Here is a 25,559-nt window from a genome sequence, read left to right on the forward strand (position 1 = left end):
TCAGCCGGGCTCGCCGTAGTCGGCCGGGCGGGTGCGGAGCTTGGCCGCGATGCGGGCGAGGGCCTGCCGGTCGGTTTTCGTGAGCGGGTCGAGCACCAGCTCGCGGACCGAGCGGACGTGGACCGGCGCGGCGGTGACGACGACTTCGTGGCCGGCGTCGGTGAGCGCGGCCAGCGTGTAGCGGCCGTCGGCCGGGTCGGGGGAGCGGGTGACCCAGCCGCGGTTCTCCAGGCGCTTGACCACATTGGACAGCCGGGAGAGCGAGCCGTTCGTCAGGTAGGCGAGCTCGCTCATCCGGATCCGGCGGTCCGGGGCCTCGGAGATCTGGCTGAGCGTCATGTACTCGAACAGCGTGACGCCCGCGGTGTGCTGCAACGGCGCCTCGAGCCGGCCGGGCATCAGCAGCGCCAGGGAGATCAAGCCGGTCCAGGCTTCCTTCTCCTCGGCGTCGAGCCACCGCGGCTCGTCCGCGGCGCCGCCGGTACCCGGGCTGGTGATCGAGGCCATCGCGTCACTGTACCGCCTCGCCTTGACTTCACTCTTGAAGTCAAGGCAGACTGAAATCACTTCAAGATTGAACTCAAGGAGTGAGTAGGATGCCGGTTTCGCTGATCAACCCGGACGGCCACGTCGTGGTCCCCGACTACCACCACGTCGCCGTGGCCACCGGGGGGACGCAGGTCCACCTCGCCGGTCAGGTCGCGTGGGACGAGAACGGCGCGCTGGTCGCGCCCGGCGACCTCACGGGCCAGGTCGTCCAGGTCTACCGCAATGTCGCCAAATCGCTGGCCGCGGCGGGGGCCACGTTCGCCGACGTCGTCCGCGTGACCTGGTACGCCGCCGGCTGGCGGCGCGAGCGGTACGACGACTTCCGCGCGGGCGTCGAGCAGGCGATGAAGGAACTGGACATCACGGCGACGCCCCCGGCGGCGCTGATCGGCGTCGAGATCCTGTTCGACCCGGAGATTCTGGTCGAAGCCGAGGTCGTGGCCGTCGTGGACCGGTGACCTTCGGGTCGTCGGGGGCGTCGTGCCGGCAGGAGTCGGAGGACGCGGTCGCGATGATCGTGTCCAGCTTCTGCCGCGCGTCCACCAGTTCTCGGGCCAGGCGGTCGATCCGGTCGCGTTCGGTGATCAGCAGCTCGATCACCTCCGGGTTCGCCCGCCCGGCGCGGACGGCGGGCATGATCCCCTGGATCGTCGTGCTCGACAGGCCGGCCGCGTAGAACTGCTGGATCAGCCAGACCTGGCCGACGCCGGCCTCCGGGTAGGAGCGGTGCCCGCCGGCCGTGCGCTCCGGCACGAGCATCCCTTTTTCCTCGTAGTAGCGCAGCGAGCGCACGCTGACGCCCGTCTTTTCGGCCAGCTCCCCGATGCGCACGCGGTCCTCCTGACGTGATCTGCCGCACAAGACGTTGAACCTCACGTCCATGTCAGATTCTAGCCTGGTCGTCAAGCCGACCGAGGAGGACCTGAACCATGGAAAACCGCGCTGTACGAACACTTTCCCGGCCGATCACGCTGGGCGGGGTCACCCTGCCCAACCGCGTCGCGATGGCCCCGATGACCCGCGGGTACGCCCCCGGCGGGGTGCCGGGGGCCGACGTGGCCGCCTACTACGCCAGGCGGGCCGCCGGCGGGACCGGGCTGGTGATCACCGAAGGCAGCTACGTCGACCACCCGTCCGCCGGCCAGCACGACCTGGTCCCGCACCTGTACGGCGCCGAAGCGCTCGCCGGCTGGGCCCGCGTCACCGCGGCCGTGCACGACGCGGGCGGGCGGATCTTCGCGCAGCTGCAGCACGTCGGAATGGCCCGGCTGGCCGGCGACCCGCCGCACCCCGGCGCCCCCGCCATCGGCCCGTCCGGGCGCCCGCTCGAGGGCACCGTCCCGGGGCGGACCATGACGACGGCCGACATCGACGACGTGGTCGGGGCGTTCGGCGAAGCGGCCAAGGCCGCCGAGGACGCGGGGTTCGACGGTGTCGAACTGCACGGCGCCCACGGCTACCTGATCGACCAGTTCCTTTGGGCGGGCACCAACCACCGCACCGACGGCTACGGCGGCAGCGTGCGGGCCCGGACCCGGTTCGCCGCCGAAGCCGTCGCCGCCGTCCGGGCACGCGTGACGCCCGGGTTCCCCGTCGTCATCCGGCTGTCGCAGTGGAAGGCGTCCGACTACGACGCCCACATCGTGGCGACCCCCGAGGACTTCGGGGTCGTCCTGGGCGCGCTGGCCGACGCCGGCGCGGACGCCTTCCACATCTCCACCCGCCGCTTCTGGCTGCCCGCGTTCGACGGCGCCGACCTCACGCTGGCGGGCTGGGCGAAGAAGCTCTCCGGCAAGCCGGTCATCGCGGTGGGGTCGGTCGGGCTCGACACCGAGTTCACCGCCGCACTGGCCGGTGGCGGCGCGGGCCGCACCGGGATCGACGGGCTCCTGGACCGGCTGGAGGCCGACGAGTTCGACGTCGTCGCCGTCGGCCGGTCCCTGCTCGCCGACCCGGAGTGGACGGCGAAGATCCTCGACGGCCGCGACGACGAGGTGGTGCCGTTCACCCCGGAGGCACTGGGCGTCCTGCACTGAGCGGGGCAATCGGCGGTACGGGTTCCCCTGGCCGACGGACATACGCGGCCGGGGGATGGTCCCTACAGTGGGTGTTGCCGATCGTGACGCAGTGACGAAACCAGAGACGTGGTTCTCCACCATGATCGAGGCACACCGGACCGAAGGCAAAGCGGCGGGCGCCGTTTTCGAGGCGTGGGAACGGTTCGTGCGGGGCGAGGACCAGGTCCCGGGCGTCCGGCCCCTCGTGGCGATCTCCTGGCACCGCTGCCGGGAGCGGTACCGGGTCGACCCCCACCTGACGGAGGCCCCGGTGGCCGCCGCGGGGCGCGACCACGCTCCGGAACACGACGCCGTCTTCGCCGAACTGGGGTTCCGCGCCGCCTCGGTGGCGCACGAAATGGGGAGCCTGCACGGGGTCGTCAGCGTCACCGACGCCGCCGGGCGGATCCTGGGGGAGTGGGGCGACCCGGCCACGCTCGCCCGGGCCACCGACTTCAACCTGGTGCCGTGGTTCTGCTGGTCGGAGTGCGCGGCGGGGACGAACGGCATGGGGACCGCGCTCGAGGCGCACGGGCCGGTGCTGATCAGCGGGGCGGAGCACTGGTGCCAGGCGTTCCACAGCTGGGTCAGCGCGGGCATCGCGGTGCGGGACGTGGTGACCGGCGAGCCGATCGGCGGCCTGAACCTCTCCTGCTGGCGCAGCCGGCTGCCGCCGTCCGCGGGCGGGTGGCTGGCGAACGCGGTCGCCAAGACCCAGCGCGCGCTGCGAAGGCGGGCCCGCGACAGCGGAGCCGAGCTGGTCGCCGCCTTCACCCAGGCGGGCGCGCGCTCCGGCGCCCCGCTCGCCGCCGTGGACACCGCAGGCAAGGCGGTGATCGCGGACGACAAGGCGAGCGTGCTGCTGGGCGTCCCGGCGTCCACCCCGGCGATCGACGCGAGCCTGCGGTGGAACCCCGGGCTGCCGGAACTGATCGGCGCCGCCCGGCACGCCACCGGGCAAGCGGCGCGCAACCCCGACTGGGTCGGCTCGACGCAGATCTACACCCACCTGGCCGACGAGCCGACGGCGATCAGCATCCGGCCCGTCTTCTCGTCCGCGCACCTGATCGGGCACCTGATCTCGTTCGGGGTGGCCGAAGGCGCGCCGCTGCCGCCGGCGGAAGGACCCCTGGCACCACCGCGCCGGCTGGTCGGGGTGCGGGACAACCGGATGGTGCTGCTGCGGCTGCCGGACGTCTCGCTCGCGGAGTCGGAGGGCAACGACGTGTGGCTGTCCACCGCGCAGGGCCGCCTGCGCGCCGCGTCGCCCAGCCTGGACAAGCTCGACGCCGAGCTGGCCGGGGCCGGCTTCCTGCGCGTGCACCGCCGGTACGTGGTCAACCTCAGCCGCGTCCGGGAGGTCGAGCGCGGGGTCAAGGGCGAGCTGCTGCTCGTCATGGATGGCGGCCCGGACGAGCTGGTGCCGGTCTCGCGGCGCAACGCCCCGGCGGTGCGCCGCGCGCTGAACATCTGAGCCGCGGAGGGGTTTCGTGCGTGGCAGCAACCGCGAACGGTGGCCGGACCGGCTCGACTTGAGCGTGCTCCGGCGCGCACCGGCCGACCCCCTGGGCCCGGGCTTCGACTACGCCGCGGAGTTCGGGACCCTCGACTTCGACGCGCTGGCGCGGGACGTCGACGACGTCCTGACAACCTCGCAGGACTGGTGGCCCGCCGACTTCGGGCACTACGGGCCGCTCGTGCTCCGGATGGTCTGGCACTGGGCCGGCACGTACCGGATCGGCGACGGCCGGGGCGGCGCGGCCGCGGGCCTGCAGCGCTTCGCCCCGCAGAACAGCTGGCCGGACAACCGCAACCTCGACAAGGCGCGCCGGCTGCTCTGGCCGGTCAAGCGGAAGTACGGGCGCAAGATCTCGTGGGCCGACCTGGTGGTCTTCGCCGGCAACCGGGCGCTGGAGACGATGGGGTTCACGACCTTCGGTTACGCGGGCGGTCGTGAAGAGGTCTGGGCGCCCGGCGACGTCGACTGGGGGCCCGAGCGGGAGTGGCTGGGCGACGAGCGGCACCGCGGGGTCCGCGCGCTGGCGCACCCGCTGGCCGCTGACCAGATGGGCCTCATCTACGTCAACCCGGAGGGGCCGAACACCGTCCCGGACCCGCTCACCTCGGCCCGCGACATCCGCGAGACGTTCCGCCGCATGGGCATGAACGACGAGGAGACGGTCGCGCTGATCGCGGGCGGGCACACGTTCGGCAAGACCCACGGCCCCGCCGACCCGGACACCCACCTCGGCCCCGATCCCGAAGGCGCCGCCGTCGAAGAACAGGGACTGGGCTGGCGCAGCGGCTACGGCACCGGTTCCGGCGCGGACACCATCTCCAGCGGGCTGTCGGGTACCTGGACGCCCACCCCGACGCGCTGGGACAACGCTTTCTTCCAGACCCTGTTCGGCTACGAGTGGGACCTGGCGCTGAGCCCGGCCGGCCTGTGGCAGTGGGTTCCCGCGAACGGCGGGGGCGCCGGCACGGTGCCCGACGCCCACGACCCCGCGAAAACGCACGCCCCCACGATCCTGACGACGGACCTCGCGCTGCGGCTGGACCCGGGTTACGAGCCGATCGCCCGGTCGTTCCTGGCGCACCCGGACCGGCTGGCAAGCGCTTTCGCGAAGGCCTGGTTCAAGCTGACGCACCTCGACCTCGGGCCACGGCGGCGCTACCTCGGGCCGCTCGTCCCGGCGGAACCGCTGCTGTGGCAGGACCCGGTCCCGGCGGTGGACCACGAACTCGTTTCCGCGGCGGACGTCACTGTGCTCAAGAAAGCGGTGCTCGCGTCCGGGCTGTCGGTGGCGGACCTCGTCTCCACGGCATGGGCGTCGGCTTCGACGTTCCGCACCACCGACCTGCGGGGCGGTGCGAACGGCGCCCGCGTCCGCCTCGAACCGCAGCGCGGCTGGGAGGTGAACGAGCCCGACCGGCTCGCGCGGGTGCTGGAAACCCTGACGACGGTGCGGGAATCGGCGCGGAAGAAGAGCTCGCTCGCCGACCTGATCGTGCTCGGGGGCGCGGCCGCCGTCGAGCACGCGGCCGGGTATGCGGTGGAAGTCCCGTTCACCCCGGGGCGCACGGACGCGACGCAGGAGTGGACCGACCCGGAGTCTTTCGCCGTGCTCGAACCGGTCGCCGACGGATTCCGCAACTACGAAGGGAAACGCCTGCGTTCGACGCCGGAGCGGCAGCTGGTCGAGCGGGCGGACTTGCTGGCCCTGAGCCCGCCCGAGTTGACGGTGCTCGTGGGCGGCCTGCGCGTCCTGGGGGCCAACCACCGCGGCTCGCCGCTGGGTGTTTTCACGGCGCGGCCGGGGAAACTGACGAACGACTTCTTCGTGAACCTGCTCGATCCCGGGGTGCGCTGGCAGCCGGCCGGGGACGTCTTCGAGGGCCGTGACCGGGTCACCGGCGAGGTCTGGTGGACCGGCAGCCGGGTCGACCTCGTGTTCGGCTCGCACGCCGAACTCCGGGCGCTGGCCGAGGTCTACGCGAGCGCCGACGCGGAGGAGAAGTTCGTGCGCGACTTCGTGGCCGCGTGGGCCAAGGTCATGGACCTCGATCGCCAGTGGTGCCCGAACGGGGGTGAACGGTAGCCGCGGGCGGGTGAACGGCGCGAGCCCTTGCTGCCCGCCGTGCCCGGCGTAGCTTGATTCCCGGCCACGGAGATCGGGTGAGGAGGACGAAGGCCGATGACGAGCATCCAAGAGCGCGTCGACCTGCTCAACAAGATCGGGCTGGACGCGCAGAACAAGGCGGCGCTCGGCGCTGTGCTGGGCACCGGGAACATCGGGCAGGCCACCGAAGGGCCGGGCGGGCGCCTGCGGGCCACCATCCGCATCAACCCGGACGAGCTGACCTGGGATCCGTCCATTTTGGTCATGCCGCACGAAGGTGACCTGGAACTCGAACTCATCAACGACGACCGGAACACGCACTGCGCCCTGCTGCCGAGCAACGGCGACCGGAAGTTCATCTGGCTGGTGAACCACTCCAAGGGCCGCGCGACGCTCAACCTCGACGGGCCGGGCTACTACTGGTTCAGCTCGCCGACGGGCAACGACGAAGGCCGGGGGCTCACCGGCGCGATCGTCGTGCTGGGCGACGCGCCCCCGGAGGCCCGGCTGGACCGGCCCCAGCAGCCGCGGCCGTGAGGAGGAGGACATGACTGTCGACTACGTGGACGCCGGCGAGGCCATCGACCAGGGCAAGCTGAGCGGCAAGGTCGCGGGCGGCGAGGTCGCGCCGCCGGTGGTGGCCCGGCTCGGGTACGAGCGCATCCTCAACGCCCGCGAGGAGCCCCACAACTGGCTCACCTACTACGGTGCCTACGACGGGCAGCGGTACAGCCCGCTGGACCAGATCGACACCGAGACCGTCAAGCGGCTCGTCCCCGCGTGGATCTTCCAGGCCGGCACGACCGGGCTGATCGCGGGTGCGTCGACCTACTCCTTCGAAGCCGCCCCGATCGTCGTCGACGGGGTGATGTTCCTCTCCGGCTGGGACGGCTGGGTGTGGGCGCTCGACGCGAAGACGGGCGTGGAGATCTGGCGGTACAAGCACGCCGTGCCCTTCGACGTGTCGCTGTGCTGTGGGAACGTCAACCGCGGGGTGGCGGTGGCCGCGGGCAAGGTCTTCTTCGTCTCGGCGAACGCGCGGCTGATCGCGCTCGACGCCACCACCGGCAAGCGCGTCTGGGTCAAGACCTACGGTGACGTGCGCGCCGGCGAGAGCGCCACGGTGGCGCCGCTGATCGTGAAGAACCTGGTCATCGCCGGGAGCTCCGGCGGCGAATTCGGCGTGCGCGGTCACCTCGACGCGTTCGACCTCGAGACCGGCGACCACCAGTGGCGCTGCTACATGGTGCCGAAGCCCGGCGAACCCGGCTCGGAGACCTGGCCCGCCGAGGGCGAGGCCTGGGCGCGGGGCGGCGCGAACTGCTGGCTCACCGGCACGTTCGACCCGGAGACGAACCTGCTCTACGTGGGCACCGGCAACCCGGCGCCCGACTTCGACGGCGAAGTCCGGGAAGGCGACAACCTCCACACCGACAGCATCGTCGCCGTCGACGTCGACAGCGGCCGGATCCGCTGGCACCACCAGTGCACGCCGCACGACCTGTGGGACTACGACAGCATCGCCGAATGCATCCTGTTCGAGCGGGACGGGCGCAAGCTGCTCGGTCACTTCGACAAGAACGGCTACTTCTTCGTCCTCGACCGCACGGACGGCTCGCTGGTGCAGGTCACGCCGTTCGTGGACCGGATCACCTGGGGCGCGATCACGCGCGACGGCAAGGTCACGGCCAAGGTGTACCCGGAGAAGGAAGGCGTCCCGGTTCACTTCTACCCCGGCCCGGCCGGCGCCAAGGAGTGGACGCACGCGTCCTACAGCCCGAAGACGGGGCTCTTCTACGTCCCGGTGCAGGACACCGGGGCCACGGCGACCCGGCGGCGCCGGGAGTTCCGGGAGGGCATCCCGTATTGGGGCGCGGGAGTCGCGGTGGACATCGACGACATGGCCGGTTCGGTAAGTGCTTTCGACGCGACCGGCGAGGAGAAGTGGCGCTGGCGCAACGAGCTCCCGATGTGCGCGTCGACGCTCGCCACGGGCGGCGACCTGGTGTTCGCCGGCGAGCCGTCCGGCGAGTTCAACGCGCTGGACGCGCGCACCGGCGAGCTGCTGTGGCAGTTCCAGTGCGGCAGCGGCCACCACAGCAGCCCGACGACGTACTCGGTCGACGGACGGCAGCACATCGCCGTGCCGGTCGGCTGGGGCGGCTGGGCCGAGGGGTTCCTCCCCGGCATGCTCGGCGCGGGCCACGGCAGCGCGCTGATCGTGTTCGCCCTGCCGGAAACGTCGTAGGTCGGGCTTGCGGACCGGGTTTGCGGATCGGGCAGAGGAGGTGAATCCATGGAGCCTCAAGTCGTGGCGTGGGAGACGCCCGAGTTCGACGAGATCGCCGTCGCGCCCGAGGTGACGATGTACGTCGCCCGGCTGGACGACTAGGGCCGGTACCGAAGTGGTTCAGGGCCGTTCGGCGACCGTGGCCCCCCTCAAAGGTCTTGAATGACTCATTCAGGTCCTCGGAGGTCCTGAATGAGTCATTCAAGACGTCGGCGGACCACCCGCCGGCTGTCCACACCGACGCCGACGCCCCTGCCACTAGGGAGGTGGAGTGCCATGACGATCACCGCGGAAACGACGTTCGTCGAGACGTTGCGCGCACACTCGCGTCGCTACCACGACCAGCACCCGTTCCACGTCCGGATGAACGCGGGCCTGCTGAGTCCCGCGCAGCTGCGCGGCTGGGTGGCCAACCGCTTCCACTACCAGGAGAACATCCCGCGCAAGGACGCGGCGATCCTCGCGAACTGCCCGGACGTCGAGGTCCGCCGCCGCTGGATCCGCCGGATCACCGACCACGACGGCGCGCACGCGGGGGAGGGCGGGATCGAGGCGTGGCTGCGGCTCGGCGAGGCCGCCGGGCTGAGCCGTGAAGAGGTCCAAGACCACCGGCACCTGGTGCCCGGGGTGCGGTTCGCGGTCGGCGCCTACGTGACCTTCGCGCGGACCCGCCCGTGGGTGGAGGCGGTCGCGTCGTCGCTCACCGAGCTGTTCGCGCCCGACCTGATGGCGCAGCGGCTGGCCGCGTTCGAGCGCTGGTACCCGTGGATCGACCCCGCGGGACTGGCGTACTTCCGCGCCCGGCTCGAGCAGGCGCCGCGCGACTGCGAGCACGCGCTCGAGGTCGTCACCGAGCACTGCCGGTCCGCGGAATCCCAGGCGCGCGCCGTCGACGCGCTGTCGTTCAAGTGCGACGTCCTGTGGAGCCTGATGGACGCCATCGACCGAGCGTACCCGGAGTGACCGTGCCCGAAGTGTCCACAACGGACCGGCCGCGGCTGGCGCGGCACGTCCGGCTGAGCTTCGACCGGGCCCGGCAGCGGCCCATCCTCCTGCTGCCCGAAACGGTCGTGGTGCTCAACGGCAGCGGCGCGGACATCCTCGGGCTGTGCGACGGGCAGCGGACCGTCGCCGACGTCGTCGCCGAGCTCGGGACGCGGTACGGGACCGTGCCCGGCGACGAGGTGCGGCAGTTCCTCGCGCGGCTCGTCGCCCGGCGCTGCGTGGAGCTCGCCGATGGATAGCCCCTTCGGCCTGCTGGCCGAGCTCACCCACCGCTGCCCGCTGGCCTGCGCGTACTGCTCGAACCCCGTGCAGCTGACTGGCCGTTCCGGCGAGCTGACCACCGGCGAGTGGCGGCGGGTCCTGGCCGAGGCCCGCGACCTGGGAGTGCTGCAGTGCCACCTGTCCGGCGGCGAACCGCTGCTGCGGGGCGACCTCGTCGAAATCGTCGCGGCGGCCCGCGATCTGGGCCTGTACACCAACCTCGTGACCAGCGCGCTCGGGCTGTCGCGGCGCCGGGCGGACCAGCTGCGGGCGGCCGGGCTGGACCACGTGCAGGTCAGCGTCCAGGCCGACGAACCCGCACTGGCCGACCGGATCGCCGGGATCCGCTCCTTCGACCGCAAGCTCGAAGCCATGCGCGTGGTCAAGGAGCTGGGCTGGCCGCTGACGGTGAACGTGGTGCTGCACCGGCAGAACATCGAGCACGTCGCCGGGCTGCTCGCGCTCGCCGAGGAAGCCGGCGCCGACCGGGTGGAGCTGGCCAACACCCAGTACTACGGCTGGGCTTGGCGCAACCGCGACGCGCTGCTGCCGTCACGGGCCCAGCTCGACGCCGCCGAGGCCGTCGTCCGTGCGGCGCGCGAGCGGCTGCGCATGGAAGTGATCTACGTCGTGCCCGACTACTACAGCCGTTACCCGAAGCCGTGCATGGGCGGCTGGGCGTCCCGGCAGCTCACCGTGACGCCGGACGGCGACGTCCTGCCGTGCCCGGCCGCGCAGGCCCTGTCGCTGCCGCGCGCGAACGTGCGGGACGGCTCCCTGGCCCGGATCTGGGCGGAAGCACCGGTGATGACGGCGTTCCGGGGAACGGACTGGCTACCGGACCCCTGCCGCGGCTGCGGCCGGCGCGAGGTCGACTTCGGGGGGTGCCGCTGCCAGGCGTTCCAGCTCACCGGCGACGCCGCGCGCACCGACCCCGTCTGCCACCTCTCGCCCGACCACCACCTCGTCGAGCACGCGATCGAGACGGCGAACGCTAGTCCGTCCCGATGGGAGCCCCGCCGAAGAGCGCGAAGCTGAGGGCCCAGTAGGCGAGGTAGAGCGCGAGCAGCAGGAAACCGTGCCAGCGCTTCAACTGCCGGGTGGCGAGGAAGCCCGCCGCGAGCGTGGTCATCACGACGAGCACCGGGAGGTGCCAGGTGAGGACGTAGTCGTCGACCAGGATGCTGCCGCCCGCGAGCAGGATGATGCCGAGTTTCGCGGTGACCCCGAAGACGACGCTGCCGATGACGTTCCCGACCCCGAGTTCGGGCGCGCCCTTGCGGGTGGGTTCGACGGTCAGGAACACGTCTTCGAGGGTGAGCACGAGGGTGGCGATGGTGGCGCCGAACAGGCCGCCCTGGAGCCGGTAGTCCGCCAGGATCCCTTTCGTGCCGTAGCTGGTGGCGGCCGCGCCGGCGACGACCCCGGCCAGCGCGACGAGGGCGAGCCCGGCCGCGGCCCAGCCGGGCACCGGGCGGCTCTTGTCGAACGGCATCGGTACGGCGAACGGCGGCTCGCCGGCCGCCGGCGGGGTGCCGGGCCGCGCGCCGACTTCCAGTTTCTCGAGGATTTCCGCGTTCCGGAAGATCGGAGTCGTGCGGTTCAGCTCCCGGGTGGCCACGTAACCGAGGAAAGCGGCGAAAAGCACCACGAGCACTACGCCGTAAAGCGGCGTGAGCGGTTCCGAAAGGACGAACGGAATCAGCGCCAGCGGCGCGGCGGCGAACAGTACGAGGTACGGGCGCGGAATGTCCACTTTGGTCGGCGAAACGATCGCGGCGAGCGCGAGCACGATGCCGATCATCGAGATCGCCGTGCCGAAAACCGTGCCCAGCGCGACATCGCCGAGATCCTCGGCGTTCAGCACGACGCCGAGCGCGACGTCGTCGAATTCGATTCCGGTGAAGACGATCGCGAGCAGGAAAACGGAGACGCGCAACCCGGCCGCCGCGCCGACCAGGTAGACGATCAGCTTTTCCGCGCTGTAGATCAGCAAGGCCGCGCCGACGGCGAACAACACTATCGACATGACACCGGCTTCCTTTCGGGGAAGGCCCGGTATCCGATGATCGCAGGTCGCCGCCGATCCGGCTACGGTCTTTCCCGGCGGGTCAGTTGAGCTTGCGGGTGTCCGCGGGCAAACCCCCACCGGCGTAGACGTCTTCGGCCAGTTTCGCCAGCGCGGTCAGCGCGACGTTCTGGCTCCACGGACCGTAGGAAACGCGGGACACGCCGAGTTCCTGCGCCCGGGCCAACGAGATCGAGCCGGGGATGCCGATGAGGTTCACCTTGCGCTCGCCGAGTTCGCCGACCAGACGCGCCACCTGGTCCTCGTCCAGCTTGCCGGGCACGAAGAAGTTGGACGCGCCCGCGTCGAGGTAGGCGCGGCCGCGGGTGATCGCCTCGGCCATCGCGGTCTCCGGGTCGGTCTTGAGGAAGGCGTCGGTGCGGGCGTTGAGCACGAAGTCGATCCCGGCCGACTCCGCGGCCGCGACGGCGGCTTCGACCGCCTTCACGGCTTCGCCGAGCGGCTTCATCTGGTCCTCGAGGTTGGCGCCGACCGCGCCCACCTCGATGGCCCTGGCCACCGTGCCGCCCGGGTCGCCGTAGCCCGCTTCGAGGTCGGCCGTGACCGGCAGGTCGCCCGCGGTGCGCACGATCAGGGCGACCTCGGCGATCATCTCGTCGCGCGGGATCTTCTCGCCGTCCGGGTAGCCGCGCGAGGCGGCGATGCCGTGGCTGGGGGTCGCGAGGGCCCGGGTACCCGGCGTCTCGGCGACGACCTTGGCGGTGATCGCGTCCCAGACGTTGACGACGAGCAGCAGCTCGGGCGCGGCGTGCAGCTCCTGCAGGAGGGTGGCCTTCTCGGCGGTCGTGCTCATGCCGTCCAATCTAGAGCGGAGCGCGGTGGTTGGATGGACGCCATGCTGGACGAGGTGGCGGTGTTCGAGGGGGCCAGGGCGCGGCTGGAAGCCATCGCCTACCGCCTGCTGGGGTCGGGGCCGACGCCGAGGACGCGGTGCAGGACACCTTCCTGCGCTGGCAGACCGCGGACCGGGAGCACGTCGAGACGCCCGAGGCGTGGCTGACGAAGGTGCTCACCAACCTCTGCCTGAACCGGCTCACCTCGGCGCGGGCCCGCCGCGAAACCTACGTGGGCCAGTGGCTGCCCGAGCCGGTCTTCGCCGGGGACCGGATGCTCGGCCCGTCGGAGACCGCCGAGCAGCGCGAGTCGGTCTCGATCGCGATGCTCACGCTGATGGAGCGGCTCTCGGCGCAGGAACGTGCCGTGTACGTGCTGCGCGAGGCGTTCGGCTACACCCACGGCGAAATCGCCGGGATGCTCGACCTGTCCGAGGCGAACAGCCAGCAGGTCTACCGGCGGGCCAAGCAGCACCTGGCCACCGAGCGGCGCCGGCCGACGGTCGACGCGGCCGCGGCCCGGAAGATCGTCGAGGAGTTCCTCGCGGCGGCGCTCAGCGGCAAGACCGACTCGCTGGTGCGGCTGCTGACCGACGACGCGATCGCCGTCGGCGACGGTGGCGGCGTCGTCTTCTCGGTGCCCGAGCCGATCACCGGCGCCCTGCGGGTGGCGAGGTTCCTGCGCACGCTGTTCAAGCCGACCGACGCCAAGTGGGAAATGATCGGCGGCCGCCCCGAGCTGTTCGCCGTGGTCGCCAACGGCGTGCCCGCGCTGGTGCTGGTGGTCGGCGACCGGGTCGCCGGGGTCTTCGCGCTGGACGTGACCGCCGACGGCATCGCGGCCGTGCACGCCCAGGCGAACCCCGGCAAGCTCGCCCGCGCGACGCGCCAGTGGGCCGGCTCCGCACCGGGGGAGCCGCTCACCGGCGACTGGTGACTCAGGTCACACCGCACACCTGTCAGGTTTCGCGCCGCCATCCGGTTCAGGCAGCGAACACCCACCGGACAGGAGCGAAACCATGAAGCACCGCATCGTCGTACTCGGGGCCGGATACGCCGGAGCCGCCGCCGCGGGGCGCTTGGCCAAGCGGCTGCGCCCCGCCGACACCGAAATCACCCTCGTCAACGCCGATCCCGAATTCGTCGAGCGCGTCCGCATGCACCAGCTCGCGAGCGGCCAGGACCTCAGGCCCCGCCCGCTGGCCGACGTCTTCGCGGGGACTGGCGTGCGGGTGCGCGTCGCCGAGGTCACCGCCGTCGGCGCCGAGCGCAAGACCGTCAGCGTCGGCGGTTCCGAAGAGATCCCCTACGACACGCTCGTCTACGCCCTCGGCAGCACCGCGGCCGTCGGCGGCGTCCCGGGCGTCGCCGAGCACGCCTGCCACCTCGCCGGCAAGCAGTCCGCGCTGCGGCTGCGGGCGCGCCTGGCGGAGCTCGGCGCGGGCGCGAGCGTGCTCGTCGTCGGGGGCGGCCTCACCGGCATCGAAACCGTCACCGAGATCGCCGAAGCCCGGCCCGACCTCGAGGTCTCCTTCGCCGTCCGCGCCGGCCTCGGCGACTGGCTGAGCGAGAAGGCCCGGCGCCACCTGCGCGCGGCGATCGACCGGCTCGGCATCGTGGTGCACGAGCACACCGGCATCGCGACCGTCGGCCCGGACGGCGCGAGCACCGCGGACGGCCGGGAGATCCCGGCCCGGGTGACCGTCTGGACGGCCGGCTTCGCCGTCCACCCCATCGCCGCGGCCACGACACTGCGGGTCGCCGAGACGGGACAGATCGTCGTCGACGAGACCATGCGGTCGGTTTCGCACCCCGACGTCTACGCCGTCGGTGACGCCGCGCTCGCCCCGGGCGCGGACGGCACGCCGCTGCGGATGTCGTGCGCCTCGGGAGTTCCCGCGGGCTACCTGGCGGCCGACGCCATCGCCGCCCGCCTGACCGGGCGCGATATCCCGCCGAACAAGATCGGCTACTCCGCCCAGTGCGTCAGCCTCGGCCGCCGGGACGCGGTCGTGCAGTGGGTGACGCCGGACGACCGGCCCAAGCCGTCCGCGGTCACCGGCCGGACGGCCGCCCGGCTGAAGGAGCTGATCTGCCGGACGGCGGCGTGGAGCGTCCGCCACCCGACGTCGATGCTCCCGAGCCGCCGCCACGCGATCGCGGCCGCAAAGCCCGTCGCGAGCCCGGTCGGCTAGTGCAAAAGGGTCAATTTGGGCGCCGGAGTGCAACCGAAGTACCGGTTCGGGCGATACAGGACGGCTGGGAAGGGGACCCGACATGGCCTTGAGAAAACTTCACGCACTCCGGCACGTCCTGGTGGCGGCGGTACTTACCGGTGCCCTACTGCCCGTCGTGGCCACCGAGGCGGCAGCGGCGGCACTCCCGCCGGGTTTCGTGCTGCAGGACACCGACACCGGACTGGGGCAGTACCAACTGACCGACTTCGCTTACCTGCCCGGTGGTTCCGTCCTCACCACCGCCAAGGACGGCCGCGTGCGCTGGCTGCCCGCGGCCGGGACGGGACGGACCATCGCGACGCTGCCGACCCGCTCGGTCAGTGACCTCGGTCTGGCCGGTCTGGCGGTCGCGCCGGACTACGCCACCTCGCACACGATCTACCTGACACGCTCGGTCAACCAGAGCAGTGGCTTCGTCATGCGCCTTTCCCGCTTCACCGTCACCGTGGACACGGCGGGCGCGCCGACCGGGCTGACCGGCGAGCAGTCGCTGTTCGAGGTGCCGGGCATCTTCGACGTCCACGGCATCGACGAGGTCGCCGCCGCCGCGGACGGCACCCTGTGGTTGTCCATCGGCGACAACGGCGACTTCTCGAAGGTGGACCCGGGCGCGCTGCGGGCCCAGGACGTCAACCAGCCCTACGGCAAGATCTTCCACCTGGCCGCGGACGGCAAGGGGCTACCGGCCAATCCGTACTACGACGCGGCGAACCCGGGCTCGACCGCGAGCAAGGTGTTCGCGCGCGGGTTCCGCAACCCGTTCCGCTTCAGCATCGACCAGAACCTCGGCCTGCCGGTCGCCGGTGACGTCGGCTGGAACACGTGGGAAGAGGTCGACGTCGTGCAGCGCGGGGCGAACCAGGGCTGGCCGTGCTGGGAGGGCAGCCACCCGACGCCGGGTTACAGCGGTCTCGCGGAGTGCGCCGGGGTGGCGAACCAGCCGCCGGTGTTCGAGTACCAGCACGGCAGCGGTGCGATGCAGGGCAACAGCGTCAGCGGCGGGATCGTCTACAACGGATCCAGCTACCCGGCGGGTTACCGGGGCTCGTACTTCTTCGGCGACTACGTGACGCACAAGATCTGGACGATGAAGTACGACGACCAGGGCCGGCTCACGAAGGCGCCGGAGAACCCGCCGGTGTTCACCGACATCGGTGGTCCGGTCAAGTTCGCGGCGGCGCCGAACGGCGACATCGTCTACGCCGACATCCTCTCCGGGAAGCTGCGCCGGCTGAGCTATTCGGCCGGTAACACCGCGCCGGTCGCCAGCGCGTCGTCGACCACCGACCCCGCCACCCGGACGGTCTCGTTCGACGGTTCGGCGTCGGTGGACTACGACAACGACCCGCTGAAGTACGACTGGGACTTCGGCGACGGGACCACCGCCGTCGACGCCGGCGCGAAGGTGTCGCACGCCTACGCGGCGGGCACCGAGACGTTCACGGCGAGGCTCACCGTCCGGGATCCGCTGGGGGCGTCGGGGACGACCACCATCGCGGTCGCGCCCGGCAACCACACCCCGCAGGTCACCTTGACCACACCCGGGGACACCGCCACGTTCGCGGTGAACCAGCAGGTTTCCGTGAGCGCCACCGCGACCGACGTCGAGGACGGCGCCTTGCCGATCACGTGGACCTCCGCGGTGCGGCACTGCCCGAGCGAGGCGACGTGCCACTCCCACCCGAGCACCGGTGGTACCGGGGCGAGCTTCGCGGCGCTGTTCACCGACCACCCGGACTCGCGGATGGAGTTCACCGCGTCGGTGACCGACAGCGCCGGGGTGACCGCCTCGAAAACCTACGTGGCCTGGCCGCGTGAGCACCGGATCACCCTGCTCGGGACGCAACCCGCGGCGCTGAGCATCCCCGTCGAAGGCGGCGTCAGCACGGCGATGGTCGCCGAAGGTGCCACCTTCGACGTCGAAGCCGCGCCGCTGGGCACCGACGGGGTCTCGAAGTTCACCGGCTGGCAGGGCGGCCCGGCGGCCACCACCTGGGTCGTCACCGTCGGCACGACCGACATGACGCTGACGGCGAACTACGCCACGCCGATCGACCAGCGCTACAACGCCGACCCGGCGCTGCAGGCGAAGCTCGGGGCGCCGACCGCGGCCGAGGTCACCGACGGCGGAGTCCACTACCGGACCTACGCCAACGGGCGGCTGTACTGGAGCGCGGTGGGCGGCACCAGGTTCCTCACCGGCCCGGTGCTGGCCAAGTACCTCGCCTTCGGCGGGCACGCCAAGCTCGGCCCGCCGACGACCGACACGACGTCCACTCCGGACGGTGTCGCTCAGTACAACCACTTCGTCAACAACGGCAACGTGGGCTCGATCTACTACACGGCCGCGACGGGCGCGCACGCGCTCTACGGTGAGATCCGGAAGAAGTGGGCGGCGCTGGACTACGAGCGTGGTCTGGGCTATCCGACGACCGACGAGGCCGGCACGCCGGACGGGGTGGGCCGCTACAACCACTTCATCAAGGGTGGCAACGTCGGCTCGATCTACTACACGAACGCCACCGGCGCGCACGCCATCTTCGGCGAGATCCGCAAGAAGTGGGCGGCGCTGGACTACGAACGCGGCCTCGGCTACCCGACGACCGACGAAGGCGTGACGCCGGACGGGATCGGGCGCTACAACCACTTCAGCCTCGGCCACTCGATCTACTACACGGTGGCGACCGGCGCGCACGCGGTGAAGGGCGAGATCCGCAAGCGCTGGGCGGCGCTCGGGTGGGAGCGCTCGTACCTGCGCTACCCGACGACGGACGAGTACGTGGTGAACGGGGTGTACCGCAGCGACTTTCAGGGCGGCTACATCACGTTCACGCTCGCGGGCGGGGCCGTCGACCGGCCCTGGTGAAGCAGGCGTTGAAGGCCGGCCGTCTCCGGATCCTCCCGGAGACGGCCGGCCTTCGGCGTACCCGATGGCGGTTGGGAAGTGTTAGCGCTCACACTTTTCCCCGATCCGCCGTCCGGTCCGGTGGGGGTCGAGCCCGGACTTGCCCAGTTCCGCCCGATGTTCAGCCGAGATCGCCGTGACGCTCGGCTGAACATCGGGTGTTAGCGATAACAGAAACTTCTTGTCGGCACTGTCCGCGACGGTTATGGTGCTGTCTGTGCTCCGGTGGTGCTGACCCGGGGCACGACCCGGCGGCACGCCAAGTTCTGCTCGCAAGGAGGCGACGCATGAGCTCTCACGCGAACGTGGCTCCCGGGTAGCGGCCGTCCCGCACTTTTCCGGCCGCCGTTCTCCACCACGACGGCCAGTTCTGGCACGCCCTCGAAAGGAGACAGCAATGAGTTTTCAGGTTTTCCGGCAGCGCTGGCGGAAACTGCTCGCGGCCGGAGCCGCCGCTTTGCTCACCGGCGCGGCCCTGGCGGCCACGACCGGCACGGCCGCGGCCGCCGGCACCGGGCCGTGCGACATCTACGCGTCCGGCGGCACGCCCTGCGTCGCCGCGCACAGCACCACCCGCGCGTTGTTCGGCGCCTACGGCGGTTCGCTCTACCAGGTGCGCCGCTGGTCCGACGGCGCCACCGCCAACATCGGCGTGCTCAGCGCCGGCGGGTACGCGAACGCCGCGGCGCAGGACTCGTTCTGCTCGGGCACGTACTGCACGATCGTGCGGATCTACGACCAGACCGCGCGCCACAACGACCTGACCATCGCGCCCGGCGGCGGCGCCAACCCCACCGCCGACCAGGGCGCGAACGCCGCGGCCCTGCCGGTGACCGCGGGCGGCCACAAGGTCTACGGCGTCTACATCTCGGCCGGGAACGGCTATCGCAACAACAACACCAACGGCATCGCCACGGGCAGTGCGCCCGAGGGCATGTACATGGTCACCGAGGGCACGCACACCAACGACCGCTGCTGCTTCGACTACGGCAACGCCGAAACGAACAACAACGACACCGGCAACGGTGACATGGACGCCATCTACTTCGGCACCCTGTGCTGGTTCTCGCCGTGCAGCGGCACCGCCCCGAAGGTCATGTCCGACCTGGAGAACGGCCTGTTCGCCGGCGGCAACGGCTCGAACACCGCGAACACCGGGCGCGGCAGCGCTTTCGTCACCGCGGTGACCAAGAACAACGGCACCTCGACGTACGCGATCAAGGACGGCGACGCCCAGTCCGGCGGCCTCGCGACCCGGTGGAACGGATCCCTGCCCACGCAGGGCGGCTACCAGCCGATGACCAAGCAGGGCGCCATCATCCTCGGCATCGGCGGCGACAACAGCAACGGTTCGGTCGGCTCGTTCTTCGAGGGCGTGATGACCTCGGGCTACCCCTCCGACGCCACGGAAAACGCGGTGCAGGCGAACATCGTCTCGGTCGGCTACACCAAGAGCGTCCCGTTCCCGGTCAACGGCGCGACCTACCGCCTGACGAACCTGGCGGCGGGCAAGGTGCTCGACGCGGCCGACTGCGGCACCGCCAACGGCACCGCGGTCCGGCTGTGGGACAACCTGAACAACGCCTGCCAGCAGTGGCGCTTCACCAGCGTCGGTGCCAACAAGTGGACCATCACCAACGTCAACGCGGGCAAGGTGCTCGACGCGGTCAACTGCGGCTTGGCGCTCGGCACCGCCACGAACCTCTGGCAGTCGCTCGGCAACAAGTGCCAGCAATGGGCCGTGATCCCGGCCGGCAACGGGCGCTACGAACTGGTGGTGGAGAACAGCGGCATGGTCCTCGACGACCAGAACTGCGGCACCGCCAACGGCACCAAGACGCAGATGTGGATGTGGCTCAACAACACCTGCCAGCTCTGGTCCTTCTCGTCGTAGGCCTCAGGTGGCCGTTTCGAGGAGCTCCCGGATCCGGGAGCCGACGAGCTCGGGTTGCTCGGCCTGGATGAAGTGCGCCGAGTCGACCTCTTCGAAGCGGCCGTCGGGCAGGCTGTCCGCGTAGCGGCGCTGGTGCTCGCGGATGGCGGCGTTCTGGCGCTCCCGGCCCTTGGCCGCGCGGGTGGCGGACAGCACGATCGTCGGGCAGCCCGGGAGCCGGGGCGGCCGCGCCCGGAACTCCGGGATGGCGGCCGCCACCGCTCGCATCTCCTGCCGGGTCTGCGCAATCCCGGCCGGGGTGAAGTCCTCGGCGAGCATGGTCCGGTAGGTGTCGGCCGGGAACAGGCGCCGGACGTTGCCGCTGAGCAACCGCGCCAGCGGGCGGGCGCGGCTCAGCGGCTGCGTCACGGCGAGCATGCGGTCGACCTTCGCGGTGGTCCGGTCCCAGGTGTCGTACACCGGGGCGGTTTCCGGCAGGGGATCGACCAGCAGCAGCCCGCGCAGCCGGGAGCCGAGGCGCTCGGCCGCGCGGCGGGCGACCAGTCCGCCCATGCTGTGCGCGACGAGCACGAACTCGCCGGGGACGACCGTCTCGGTCAGCGCGACCAGATCGGCCGCCAGGTCGTCCACGCCGAGCTGCCGGGTCGTGCGGCCGCTGAGCGCGCGTCCGGCCCGGTCGTAGGTCACCGACCGGGCCGCGCCCGCCAGCGCCGGCAGTACCGGGTCCCAGCAGGTCCGGCCGCAGCCCGCGCCGGCCTCGAAAACCACCCAGTCCGGCCCCCGTCCGGATTCCTCGACGTAGACGGTCCGGCCGGACGTGGGCACCTGGCGTCCGTGGGCAGTTCGCATGGCTCCTCCACGACCTACGTTTTCACTTATGATAATGGTATCTCATGTGAAATAGTAGAGTCGTGGACACCGCCGACCTGCTCCTGCACCCCGTCCGCCTGCGCATCGTGCACGCGCTGTCCGGTGGGGGAGAGCTCACCACGTCGCAGGTGTGCGCCCGCCTGCCCGACGTCGCGAAAGTGACCGTGTACCGGCAGATCGCCCTGCTCGTCGAGGGCGGTTTCCTGGAGGTGGCGGGCGAGCACCGGGTGCGCGGCGCCGTGGAGCGCCGGTACCGGCTGCGCCAGGACCGGCCGGTGATCGGCGCCGGAGAGGCGGCCGCGATGGGACCTGACGAGCACCGCCGCGGGTTCGCGGTCGCCGCGGCCGTCCTGATCGCCGAGTTCAACGCCTACCTCGACCGCGACGGCGCCGACCCGGTCGCGGACGGGGTGTCCTACCGGCAGGGCGTGCTCTGGCTCAGCCCGGACGAACGGGCCGAGCTGGTCCGCCGGATGCTCGGGGTCCTGCGCGACTTCGCCGCCGAGGGCCCGGCGCCCGGCCGGGTGCCCTACCTGCTCAGCCCGATCCTCTTCCCGGCGGCTACCACGGACTCTTGAACGGCGGCGAAAACGCCTCCTCGTAAGGAGAAGTCCTTACGGGGAGGCGTTTCGGGTGGGCGGACTCAGGAGCAGGCGACGCCGTTCAGCGTCGGTGCCTGGAAGGGCGGCGTGCCGCCGCTGTAGCCGGCGTTGTAGCCGATCGTCGCGGTCGCACCCGTGGCGAGGCTGCCGTTCCACGAGGCGTTGTCGACCTTGACGACGTCGCCGGTGTCGGTCCAGGTGCCGTTCCAGCCCTGGCTGACGGTCACCCCGGGAGCGGTGAAGGTGAGCGTCCAGTGGTCGACCGGCGTGCCGCGGTTCTCGACGACGATTTCACCGGTGTACCCGCTCGTCCAGGCGCTGACCACCCGGTGCGTGACGTGGCAGGTGCCGGACGGCTGCGGGGTCGTGGTGGTCGGCGTGGTGGGGGTGGTGGGCGTCGTGCTCGTGCCGGGGGTCGTGGGCGTCGTCGTGACCGGTCCCGCCGCGACGGCGAGGTCGTAGGCGCGCTGGGGCACGAACTGGCCGGCGGTGGCGATGCAGCCGTCCGCTTCGCCCGGCGGCTTGACCCAGAGGAACGCGGCGATCTGGCCGTCACCGGTCTGGTCGGTGCTCGGCTTGCCGATCGCGCGGCCGCCCGGGTCGCACCACTCGCTGCCCTGCGGGCCGTTGCCGTTGCGGCTCGTGTCGATCACGCCCTTCAGCCGCGAGTCGCCGAGCTGGCCGAGAATCGCCTTGTCGTAGGACATCTCGTCGGCGGTCGCCCGGTAGTTGGACACGTTGGTGGAGATGCCGTCGGCGCTGTTCGAGATGTCGGCGGCCCGCAGCCGCGCGGCGGCGTCGCCCGCGGAAAGCCACGCGGAGTGCCCGATGTCGAAGTACACCTTGGCCTGGCCCGAGCCGGCCTTGAGCTTCTTGCCCGCGTAGGCGATCGACGCGGTGGTCTGGCTCTGCTGGTCGCCGCTCTGGCAGTTCGTCATGAGCGCGAGCACGTCGGGTTCGAGCACGATGGCCGCGGGCCGGCCCGCGAGGCCCGCCGCGACCTGGTCGATCCAGGCGCGGTACGCGTCGTGGGACGGCGCGCCGCCGCCACTCGCCCCGCCGCAGTCGCGGTTCGGGATGTCGTAGACGACCATGATCGGGATCTTCCCGGCGGCGGCCGCCGCGCCGACGTAGGAGTCCACCTCGCCGCGCACGGTCGAGGTGTTCGTGGTGGTGAACCACCGCGCCTGCGGTACCGCGGCGATGCGGTCGCGGATCACCGCGGCCCGCGAGTCGCCGGGGTTCGCCGCGACCCACTGGGCCGCATTGGTGTTCGGGTCGACGTAGAACGCCGATTCGGCGGCCTGCGCGTCACCCCACGTGACCGTGGTGAGGACGCCGGTCGCGACCAGCGCGGCGAGCGCGCCGGCTGCCACTGCCCTGCTTCGCATGCACTTCTCCTTCGGACGGCTGGGTGGCCTGAACCACCGGTGCACGGAATGGGAGCGCTCCCAGGCGACGTGCACTTTAGCTCGGGAAGTCGCCGTGGGGAAGAGTCGTTCGAATGGGCTCGCCGTACGCCGGGAACCGCCGCGGCTACGGCGGACGGCGTAGCCGCACGCCGCCGAACCGTCCAGTGCGGCCGCCGGTGCTTTACACAGCCGATCCGGCTCCTTACCCTTCCGCTCTGGAAGCGCTCCCATCAATGAGGAGGCGGAGTGCGCGGTTCACTGACGAACGCGATGTCCCGGGCGATCGTGGCCCTGCTCGTACTCGGCGCGGTGCTGGTGGCCCCGGCGGTGTCCGCGAGTCCCGCCGCCGCCGGGAAGTTCAACTACGGCGAAGCGCTGCAGAAAGCCGTCTGGTTCTACGACGCCCAGCGCTCGGGCGCGCTGCCCGCCGACAACCGCGTGTCCTGGCGGGGCCCGTCCGCGCTCGACGACGGCAAGGACGTCGGCGTGGACCTCACCGGCGGGTTCTACGACGCGGGTGACCACGTCAAGTTCGGGCTGCCGTTCGAGTTCAGCATGACCATGCTCGCCTGGGGTGCGCTGGAGAACCGCGCCGCCTACCAGGATTCCGGCCAGTGGCGGTACCTGCTGTCGAACCTGCGCTGGGGCGACGACTGGCTGATCAAGGCGCACCCGCAGCCCGACGTGCTCTATGGCCAGGTCGGCAAGGGCGACGACGACCACAAGTGGTGGGGCCCGGCCGAGACGATGGCCATGGCGCGGCCCGCCTACCGCGTCGACGACTCCTGCCCCGGCTCGGACCTCGCCGGCGAAGGCGCCGCGCAGATGGCCGCGAGCTCGCTGGTGTTCAAGGCCGACGACCCGACGTACGCGGCCACCCTGCTCACCCACGCCAAGCAGCTGTACTCGTTCGCCGACGACCACCGCGGCGCTTATTCGAACTGCATCACCGACGCGCAGAACTTCTACAAGTCCTGGAGCGGCTATCAGGACGAGCTGGTGTGGGGCGCGATCTGGCTCCACAAGGCCACCGGCGACTCGAGCTACCTGACCAAGGCCCGTACCGAATACGAGAAGCTGGCCACCGAACCGCAGACCACCACCCGCTCCTACCGCTGGACGCTCGCCTGGGACGACAAGTCCTACGGCGCCTACGTCCTGCTCGCCCAGCTCACCGGCGATTCCGAGTACGTCGCCGACGCCAACCGCTGGCTGGACTGGTGGACCACGGGTGTCAACGGCCAGCGCGTGCCCTACTCGCCCGGCGGCCAGGCCGTGCTCGACCAATGGGGTTCCCTGCGCTACGCGGCGAATACGGCATTCGTGGCGCTCACCTACTCGGACTGGTTGCGTGCCAACGATCCCACTCGAGCGGCGACGTACCATGCCTTCGGCGTCCGGCAGATCGACTACGCGCTCGGCGACAACCCGCGCGGCGCGAGCTTCGAGGTCGGGTTCGGGGTCAGCCCGCCGCGCAATCCGCACCACCGCACGGCGCACGGCTCCTGGGACGACAACATCACCGACCCGGCGCAGAGCCGGCACACCCTGTACGGCGCACTCGTCGGTGGCCCCACTTCGGCCAACGACGCGTACACCGACGACCGCAGCAACTACACGATGAACGAGGTCGCCCTCGACTACAACGCCGGCTTCACCAGCGCGCTGGCTCGCCTCTACGGCGAATACGGCGGTACGCCGTCGGCGAGCTTCCCGCCGAAGGAAACCCCGGACGGCCCGGAGATCCTGGCGCAGGGCGGGCTGAACCAGCCCGACGGCGGTACGTTCACCGAGATCAAGGCGTACGTGCTCAACAAGTCGGCGTGGCCGGCGCGCACGTTCACCGGTTCGCTGCGCTACTACTTCACCCTCGACGGCGCCACCACGCCCGCCCAGATCTCGGTCACCTCGGCGTACAACCAGTGCGACGCGCCGTCCGTGCACCAGTTCTCCGGCCAGGTGTACTACGTCGAGGTGCCGTGCTCCGGCGGCGTCGCCCCGGGCGGTCAGTCCCGCTACCGCAAGGAAGTGCAGTTCCGGATCTCCAGCACCGGCACCTGGGACCCCGCCAACGACTGGTCGCACACCGGCCTCGCCCCCAGCGGCACCGCACCGGCGGACGACCCGCGTTTGGTGCTCGCACAGGGTTCCGCGGTGCTGTGGGGGACCGAGCCGGGACAGTCCACAGCGGACACCACGCCGCCGTCCGCGCCGACGGGGGTCACCGCCACCGCCGGCAGCACCACCGTCGGGCTCAGCTGGACCGCCGCCACCGACGACGTCGGCGTGGCCGGCTACGACGTGCTGAACTCGGCCGGTGCCACGGTCGGCACCACCACGAGCACGAGCTACCAGGTCACCGGCCTGACTCCCGGCACGGCGTACACGTTCTCGGTGCGCGCCCGCGACGCCGCCGGCAACCGGTCCCCGGCCGGCGGCCCCGTGTCGGTCACCACCACGACCGGCGGCGGCGACCCCGGTACCGGCACGCTGGCCGTGCAGCAGCACGCCGGCGGCGGTGCGACGGACAACCAGATCCGCACCAGCCTGCAGGTCGTCAACCGCGGGAGCACAGCCGTCGCCCTGACCGGCGTCACCGCGCGCTACTGGTTCACCGGCGACGCCACCAACCCGGGCTACCAGATCTGGTGCGACTACGCGGTCGCCGGCTGCGCGAACGTCACCCTGCGCGTCGTGAAGCTCGGTTCACCGCGCCCGGGCGCCGACGCCTACGTCGAACTCGGCTTCACCGGCGGCTTCCTGGCCGCCGGCGCCGCCACCGGCGAGGTCCAGATCCGGGTCGCCAAGTCCGACTGGACCGCCTTCAACCAGGCCGACGACTACAGCTTCCGCACGGCGGCGTCGTTCACCGACCTCGCCACCACCACCGCCTACCAGTCGGGGACCCTCAGCTGGGGCGTCGAACCCTGAT

Annotated in this window: 22 protein-coding genes; 16 read left to right on the top strand and 6 right to left on the bottom strand. The window is 71.4% G+C overall.

What is annotated here, in order from left to right:
• Nucleotides 1–507, bottom strand: a complete 507-nt coding sequence (locus H4696_RS04525; protein ID WP_086858314.1) for a MarR family winged helix-turn-helix transcriptional regulator — start codon at nucleotides 505–507, stop codon at nucleotides 1–3.
• 89 nt (nucleotides 508–596) lie between these two features.
• Here H4696_RS04525 and H4696_RS04530 point away from each other — a divergent pair, with 89 nt between their 5' ends.
• Entirely contained in the window at nucleotides 597–1,007 is a 411-nt protein-coding gene (locus H4696_RS04530; protein WP_086858315.1) for a RidA family protein, read from the top strand.
• Here H4696_RS04530 and H4696_RS04535 read toward each other — a convergent pair.
• Nucleotides 910–1,380 carry a MerR family transcriptional regulator gene (locus H4696_RS04535; protein WP_211299654.1) on the bottom strand — a complete coding sequence of 157 codons (471 nt, stop codon included), beginning with the start codon at nucleotides 1,378–1,380 and terminating at the stop codon, nucleotides 910–912. The two genes, H4696_RS04530 and H4696_RS04535, sit on opposite strands and share 98 nt — an antisense overlap.
• A gap of 98 nt (nucleotides 1,381–1,478) precedes the next feature.
• Between H4696_RS04535 and H4696_RS04540 the strand changes: the two genes are divergently transcribed.
• From H4696_RS04540 to pqqE, 9 genes are all read left to right on the top strand, one after another.
• A complete protein-coding gene (locus tag H4696_RS04540; protein WP_192782068.1) occupies nucleotides 1,479–2,585 on the top strand; it encodes an oxidoreductase in 1,107 nt (368 codons plus the stop codon).
• A 91-nt stretch (nucleotides 2,586–2,676) separates the two neighbouring features.
• On the top strand, nucleotides 2,677–4,080 hold the full coding sequence (locus H4696_RS04545; protein ID WP_249027159.1) for a DNA-binding protein: 1,404 nt from the start codon (nucleotides 2,677–2,679) through the stop codon (nucleotides 4,078–4,080).
• Nucleotides 4,081–4,096: 16 nt separating this feature from the next.
• Nucleotides 4,097–6,208, top strand: a complete 2,112-nt coding sequence (katG, locus tag H4696_RS04550) for a catalase/peroxidase HPI (protein WP_086863489.1) — start codon at nucleotides 4,097–4,099, stop codon at nucleotides 6,206–6,208.
• Nucleotides 6,209–6,304: 96 nt separating this feature from the next.
• Nucleotides 6,305–6,766: an MSMEG_3727 family PQQ-associated protein gene (locus H4696_RS04555; RefSeq protein ID WP_086863488.1), complete on the top strand. Its 462-nt coding sequence runs from the start codon at nucleotides 6,305–6,307 to the stop codon at nucleotides 6,764–6,766.
• 10 nt (nucleotides 6,767–6,776) lie between these two features.
• Nucleotides 6,777–8,477, top strand: coding sequence for a PQQ-dependent dehydrogenase, methanol/ethanol family (locus H4696_RS04560; RefSeq protein ID WP_086863487.1), 1,701 nt, complete (start codon nucleotides 6,777–6,779; stop codon nucleotides 8,475–8,477).
• A gap of 48 nt (nucleotides 8,478–8,525) precedes the next feature.
• On the top strand, nucleotides 8,526–8,621 hold the full coding sequence (pqqA, locus tag H4696_RS04565) for a pyrroloquinoline quinone precursor peptide PqqA (protein ID WP_086863486.1): 96 nt from the start codon (nucleotides 8,526–8,528) through the stop codon (nucleotides 8,619–8,621).
• Between the two features lie 174 nt (nucleotides 8,622–8,795).
• Nucleotides 8,796–9,482, top strand: coding sequence for a pyrroloquinoline-quinone synthase PqqC (gene pqqC, locus H4696_RS04570; protein WP_086863485.1), 687 nt, complete (start codon nucleotides 8,796–8,798; stop codon nucleotides 9,480–9,482).
• On the top strand, nucleotides 9,479–9,763 hold the full coding sequence (gene pqqD, locus H4696_RS04575; protein WP_249027158.1) for a pyrroloquinoline quinone biosynthesis peptide chaperone PqqD: 285 nt from the start codon (nucleotides 9,479–9,481) through the stop codon (nucleotides 9,761–9,763). Before pqqC ends, pqqD begins: the two co-directional genes overlap by 4 nt.
• Entirely contained in the window at nucleotides 9,756–10,823 is a 1,068-nt protein-coding gene (pqqE, locus tag H4696_RS04580) for a pyrroloquinoline quinone biosynthesis protein PqqE (RefSeq protein ID WP_086863484.1), read from the top strand. The genes pqqD and pqqE overlap by 8 nt, the downstream gene beginning before the upstream one ends.
• Here pqqE and H4696_RS04585 read toward each other — a convergent pair.
• Both H4696_RS04585 and H4696_RS04590 read right to left on the bottom strand, forming a co-directional pair.
• Entirely contained in the window at nucleotides 10,780–11,814 is a 1,035-nt protein-coding gene (locus H4696_RS04585) for a sodium:calcium antiporter (RefSeq protein WP_086863483.1), read from the bottom strand. The genes pqqE and H4696_RS04585 overlap by 44 nt on opposite strands.
• Nucleotides 11,815–11,896: 82 nt before the next feature.
• Nucleotides 11,897–12,667: an isocitrate lyase/PEP mutase family protein gene (locus tag H4696_RS04590; RefSeq protein WP_086863482.1), complete on the bottom strand. Its 771-nt coding sequence runs from the start codon at nucleotides 12,665–12,667 to the stop codon at nucleotides 11,897–11,899.
• Between the two features lie 137 nt (nucleotides 12,668–12,804).
• Here H4696_RS04590 and H4696_RS04595 point away from each other — a divergent pair, with 137 nt between their 5' ends.
• The 4 genes from H4696_RS04595 to H4696_RS04610 all read left to right on the top strand — a co-directional run bounded on the left by H4696_RS04595 (nucleotide 12,805) and on the right by H4696_RS04610 (nucleotide 19,743).
• Nucleotides 12,805–13,644, top strand: a complete 840-nt coding sequence (locus H4696_RS04595; RefSeq protein WP_338064947.1) for a sigma factor-like helix-turn-helix DNA-binding protein — start codon at nucleotides 12,805–12,807, stop codon at nucleotides 13,642–13,644.
• A gap of 82 nt (nucleotides 13,645–13,726) precedes the next feature.
• Nucleotides 13,727–14,902, top strand: coding sequence for an NAD(P)/FAD-dependent oxidoreductase (locus H4696_RS04600; RefSeq protein ID WP_086863481.1), 1,176 nt, complete (start codon nucleotides 13,727–13,729; stop codon nucleotides 14,900–14,902).
• An 82-nt stretch (nucleotides 14,903–14,984) separates the two neighbouring features.
• On the top strand, nucleotides 14,985–17,810 hold the full coding sequence (locus H4696_RS04605; protein ID WP_192782069.1) for a PQQ-dependent sugar dehydrogenase: 2,826 nt from the start codon (nucleotides 14,985–14,987) through the stop codon (nucleotides 17,808–17,810).
• A 436-nt stretch (nucleotides 17,811–18,246) separates the two neighbouring features.
• On the top strand, nucleotides 18,247–19,743 hold the full coding sequence (locus H4696_RS04610) for an arabinofuranosidase catalytic domain-containing protein (protein ID WP_086862554.1): 1,497 nt from the start codon (nucleotides 18,247–18,249) through the stop codon (nucleotides 19,741–19,743).
• 3 nt (nucleotides 19,744–19,746) lie between these two features.
• Here H4696_RS04610 and H4696_RS04615 read toward each other — a convergent pair whose 3' ends face one another.
• The gene (locus tag H4696_RS04615; protein ID WP_192782070.1) at nucleotides 19,747–20,592 is read right to left on the bottom strand and encodes an alpha/beta fold hydrolase; all 846 of its coding nucleotides are present in this window, start codon (nucleotides 20,590–20,592) and stop codon (nucleotides 19,747–19,749) included.
• A gap of 62 nt (nucleotides 20,593–20,654) precedes the next feature.
• On the opposite strand from H4696_RS04615, the gene H4696_RS04620 reads away from it, so the two are divergent.
• Nucleotides 20,655–21,191 (top strand): helix-turn-helix domain-containing protein, encoded by a 537-nt coding sequence (locus H4696_RS04620; protein WP_192782071.1) that lies wholly within the window; start codon nucleotides 20,655–20,657, stop codon nucleotides 21,189–21,191.
• Nucleotides 21,192–21,256: 65 nt separating this feature from the next.
• On the opposite strand, the gene H4696_RS04625 is transcribed toward H4696_RS04620, so the two are convergent.
• Entirely contained in the window at nucleotides 21,257–22,591 is a 1,335-nt protein-coding gene (locus tag H4696_RS04625; RefSeq protein ID WP_192782995.1) for a glycoside hydrolase family 6 protein, read from the bottom strand.
• Between the two features lie 282 nt (nucleotides 22,592–22,873).
• On the opposite strand from H4696_RS04625, the gene H4696_RS04630 reads away from it, so the two are divergent.
• Entirely contained in the window at nucleotides 22,874–25,558 is a 2,685-nt protein-coding gene (locus H4696_RS04630; RefSeq protein WP_086857009.1) for a glycoside hydrolase family 9 protein, read from the top strand.
• The last annotated feature ends 1 nt before the right edge of the window (nucleotide 25,559 follow it).

It is taken from the genome of Amycolatopsis lexingtonensis (genome assembly GCF_014873755.1).
Classification (GTDB): domain Bacteria; phylum Actinomycetota; class Actinomycetes; order Mycobacteriales; family Pseudonocardiaceae; genus Amycolatopsis; species Amycolatopsis lexingtonensis.

Excerpts from the sequence above, each read along its gene's own strand:
- H4696_RS04610 (WP_086862554.1), top strand. The coding sequence starts at position 18,247 with ATGAGTTTTCAGGTTTTCCGGCAGCGCTGGCGGAAACTGCTCGCGGCC.
- H4696_RS04540 (WP_192782068.1), top strand. The coding sequence starts at position 1,479 with ATGGAAAACCGCGCTGTACGAACACTTTCCCGGCCGATCACGCTGGGC.
- H4696_RS04605 (WP_192782069.1), top strand. The coding sequence starts at position 14,985 with ATGGCCTTGAGAAAACTTCACGCACTCCGGCACGTCCTGGTGGCGGCG.
- H4696_RS04555 (WP_086863488.1), top strand. The coding sequence starts at position 6,305 with ATGACGAGCATCCAAGAGCGCGTCGACCTGCTCAACAAGATCGGGCTG.
- pqqA (WP_086863486.1), top strand. The coding sequence starts at position 8,526 with ATGGAGCCTCAAGTCGTGGCGTGGGAGACGCCCGAGTTCGACGAGATC.
- H4696_RS04615 (WP_192782070.1), bottom strand. The coding sequence starts at position 20,592 with ATGCGAACTGCCCACGGACGCCAGGTGCCCACGTCCGGCCGGACCGTC.
- H4696_RS04600 (WP_086863481.1), top strand. The coding sequence starts at position 13,727 with ATGAAGCACCGCATCGTCGTACTCGGGGCCGGATACGCCGGAGCCGCC.
- H4696_RS04585 (WP_086863483.1), bottom strand. The coding sequence starts at position 11,814 with ATGTCGATAGTGTTGTTCGCCGTCGGCGCGGCCTTGCTGATCTACAGC.
- H4696_RS04525 (WP_086858314.1), bottom strand. The coding sequence starts at position 507 with ATGGCCTCGATCACCAGCCCGGGTACCGGCGGCGCCGCGGACGAGCCG.
- pqqC (WP_086863485.1), top strand. The coding sequence starts at position 8,796 with ATGACGATCACCGCGGAAACGACGTTCGTCGAGACGTTGCGCGCACAC.
- H4696_RS04590 (WP_086863482.1), bottom strand. The coding sequence starts at position 12,667 with ATGAGCACGACCGCCGAGAAGGCCACCCTCCTGCAGGAGCTGCACGCC.
- H4696_RS04530 (WP_086858315.1), top strand. The coding sequence starts at position 597 with ATGCCGGTTTCGCTGATCAACCCGGACGGCCACGTCGTGGTCCCCGAC.
- pqqE (WP_086863484.1), top strand. The coding sequence starts at position 9,756 with ATGGATAGCCCCTTCGGCCTGCTGGCCGAGCTCACCCACCGCTGCCCG.
- H4696_RS04560 (WP_086863487.1), top strand. The coding sequence starts at position 6,777 with ATGACTGTCGACTACGTGGACGCCGGCGAGGCCATCGACCAGGGCAAG.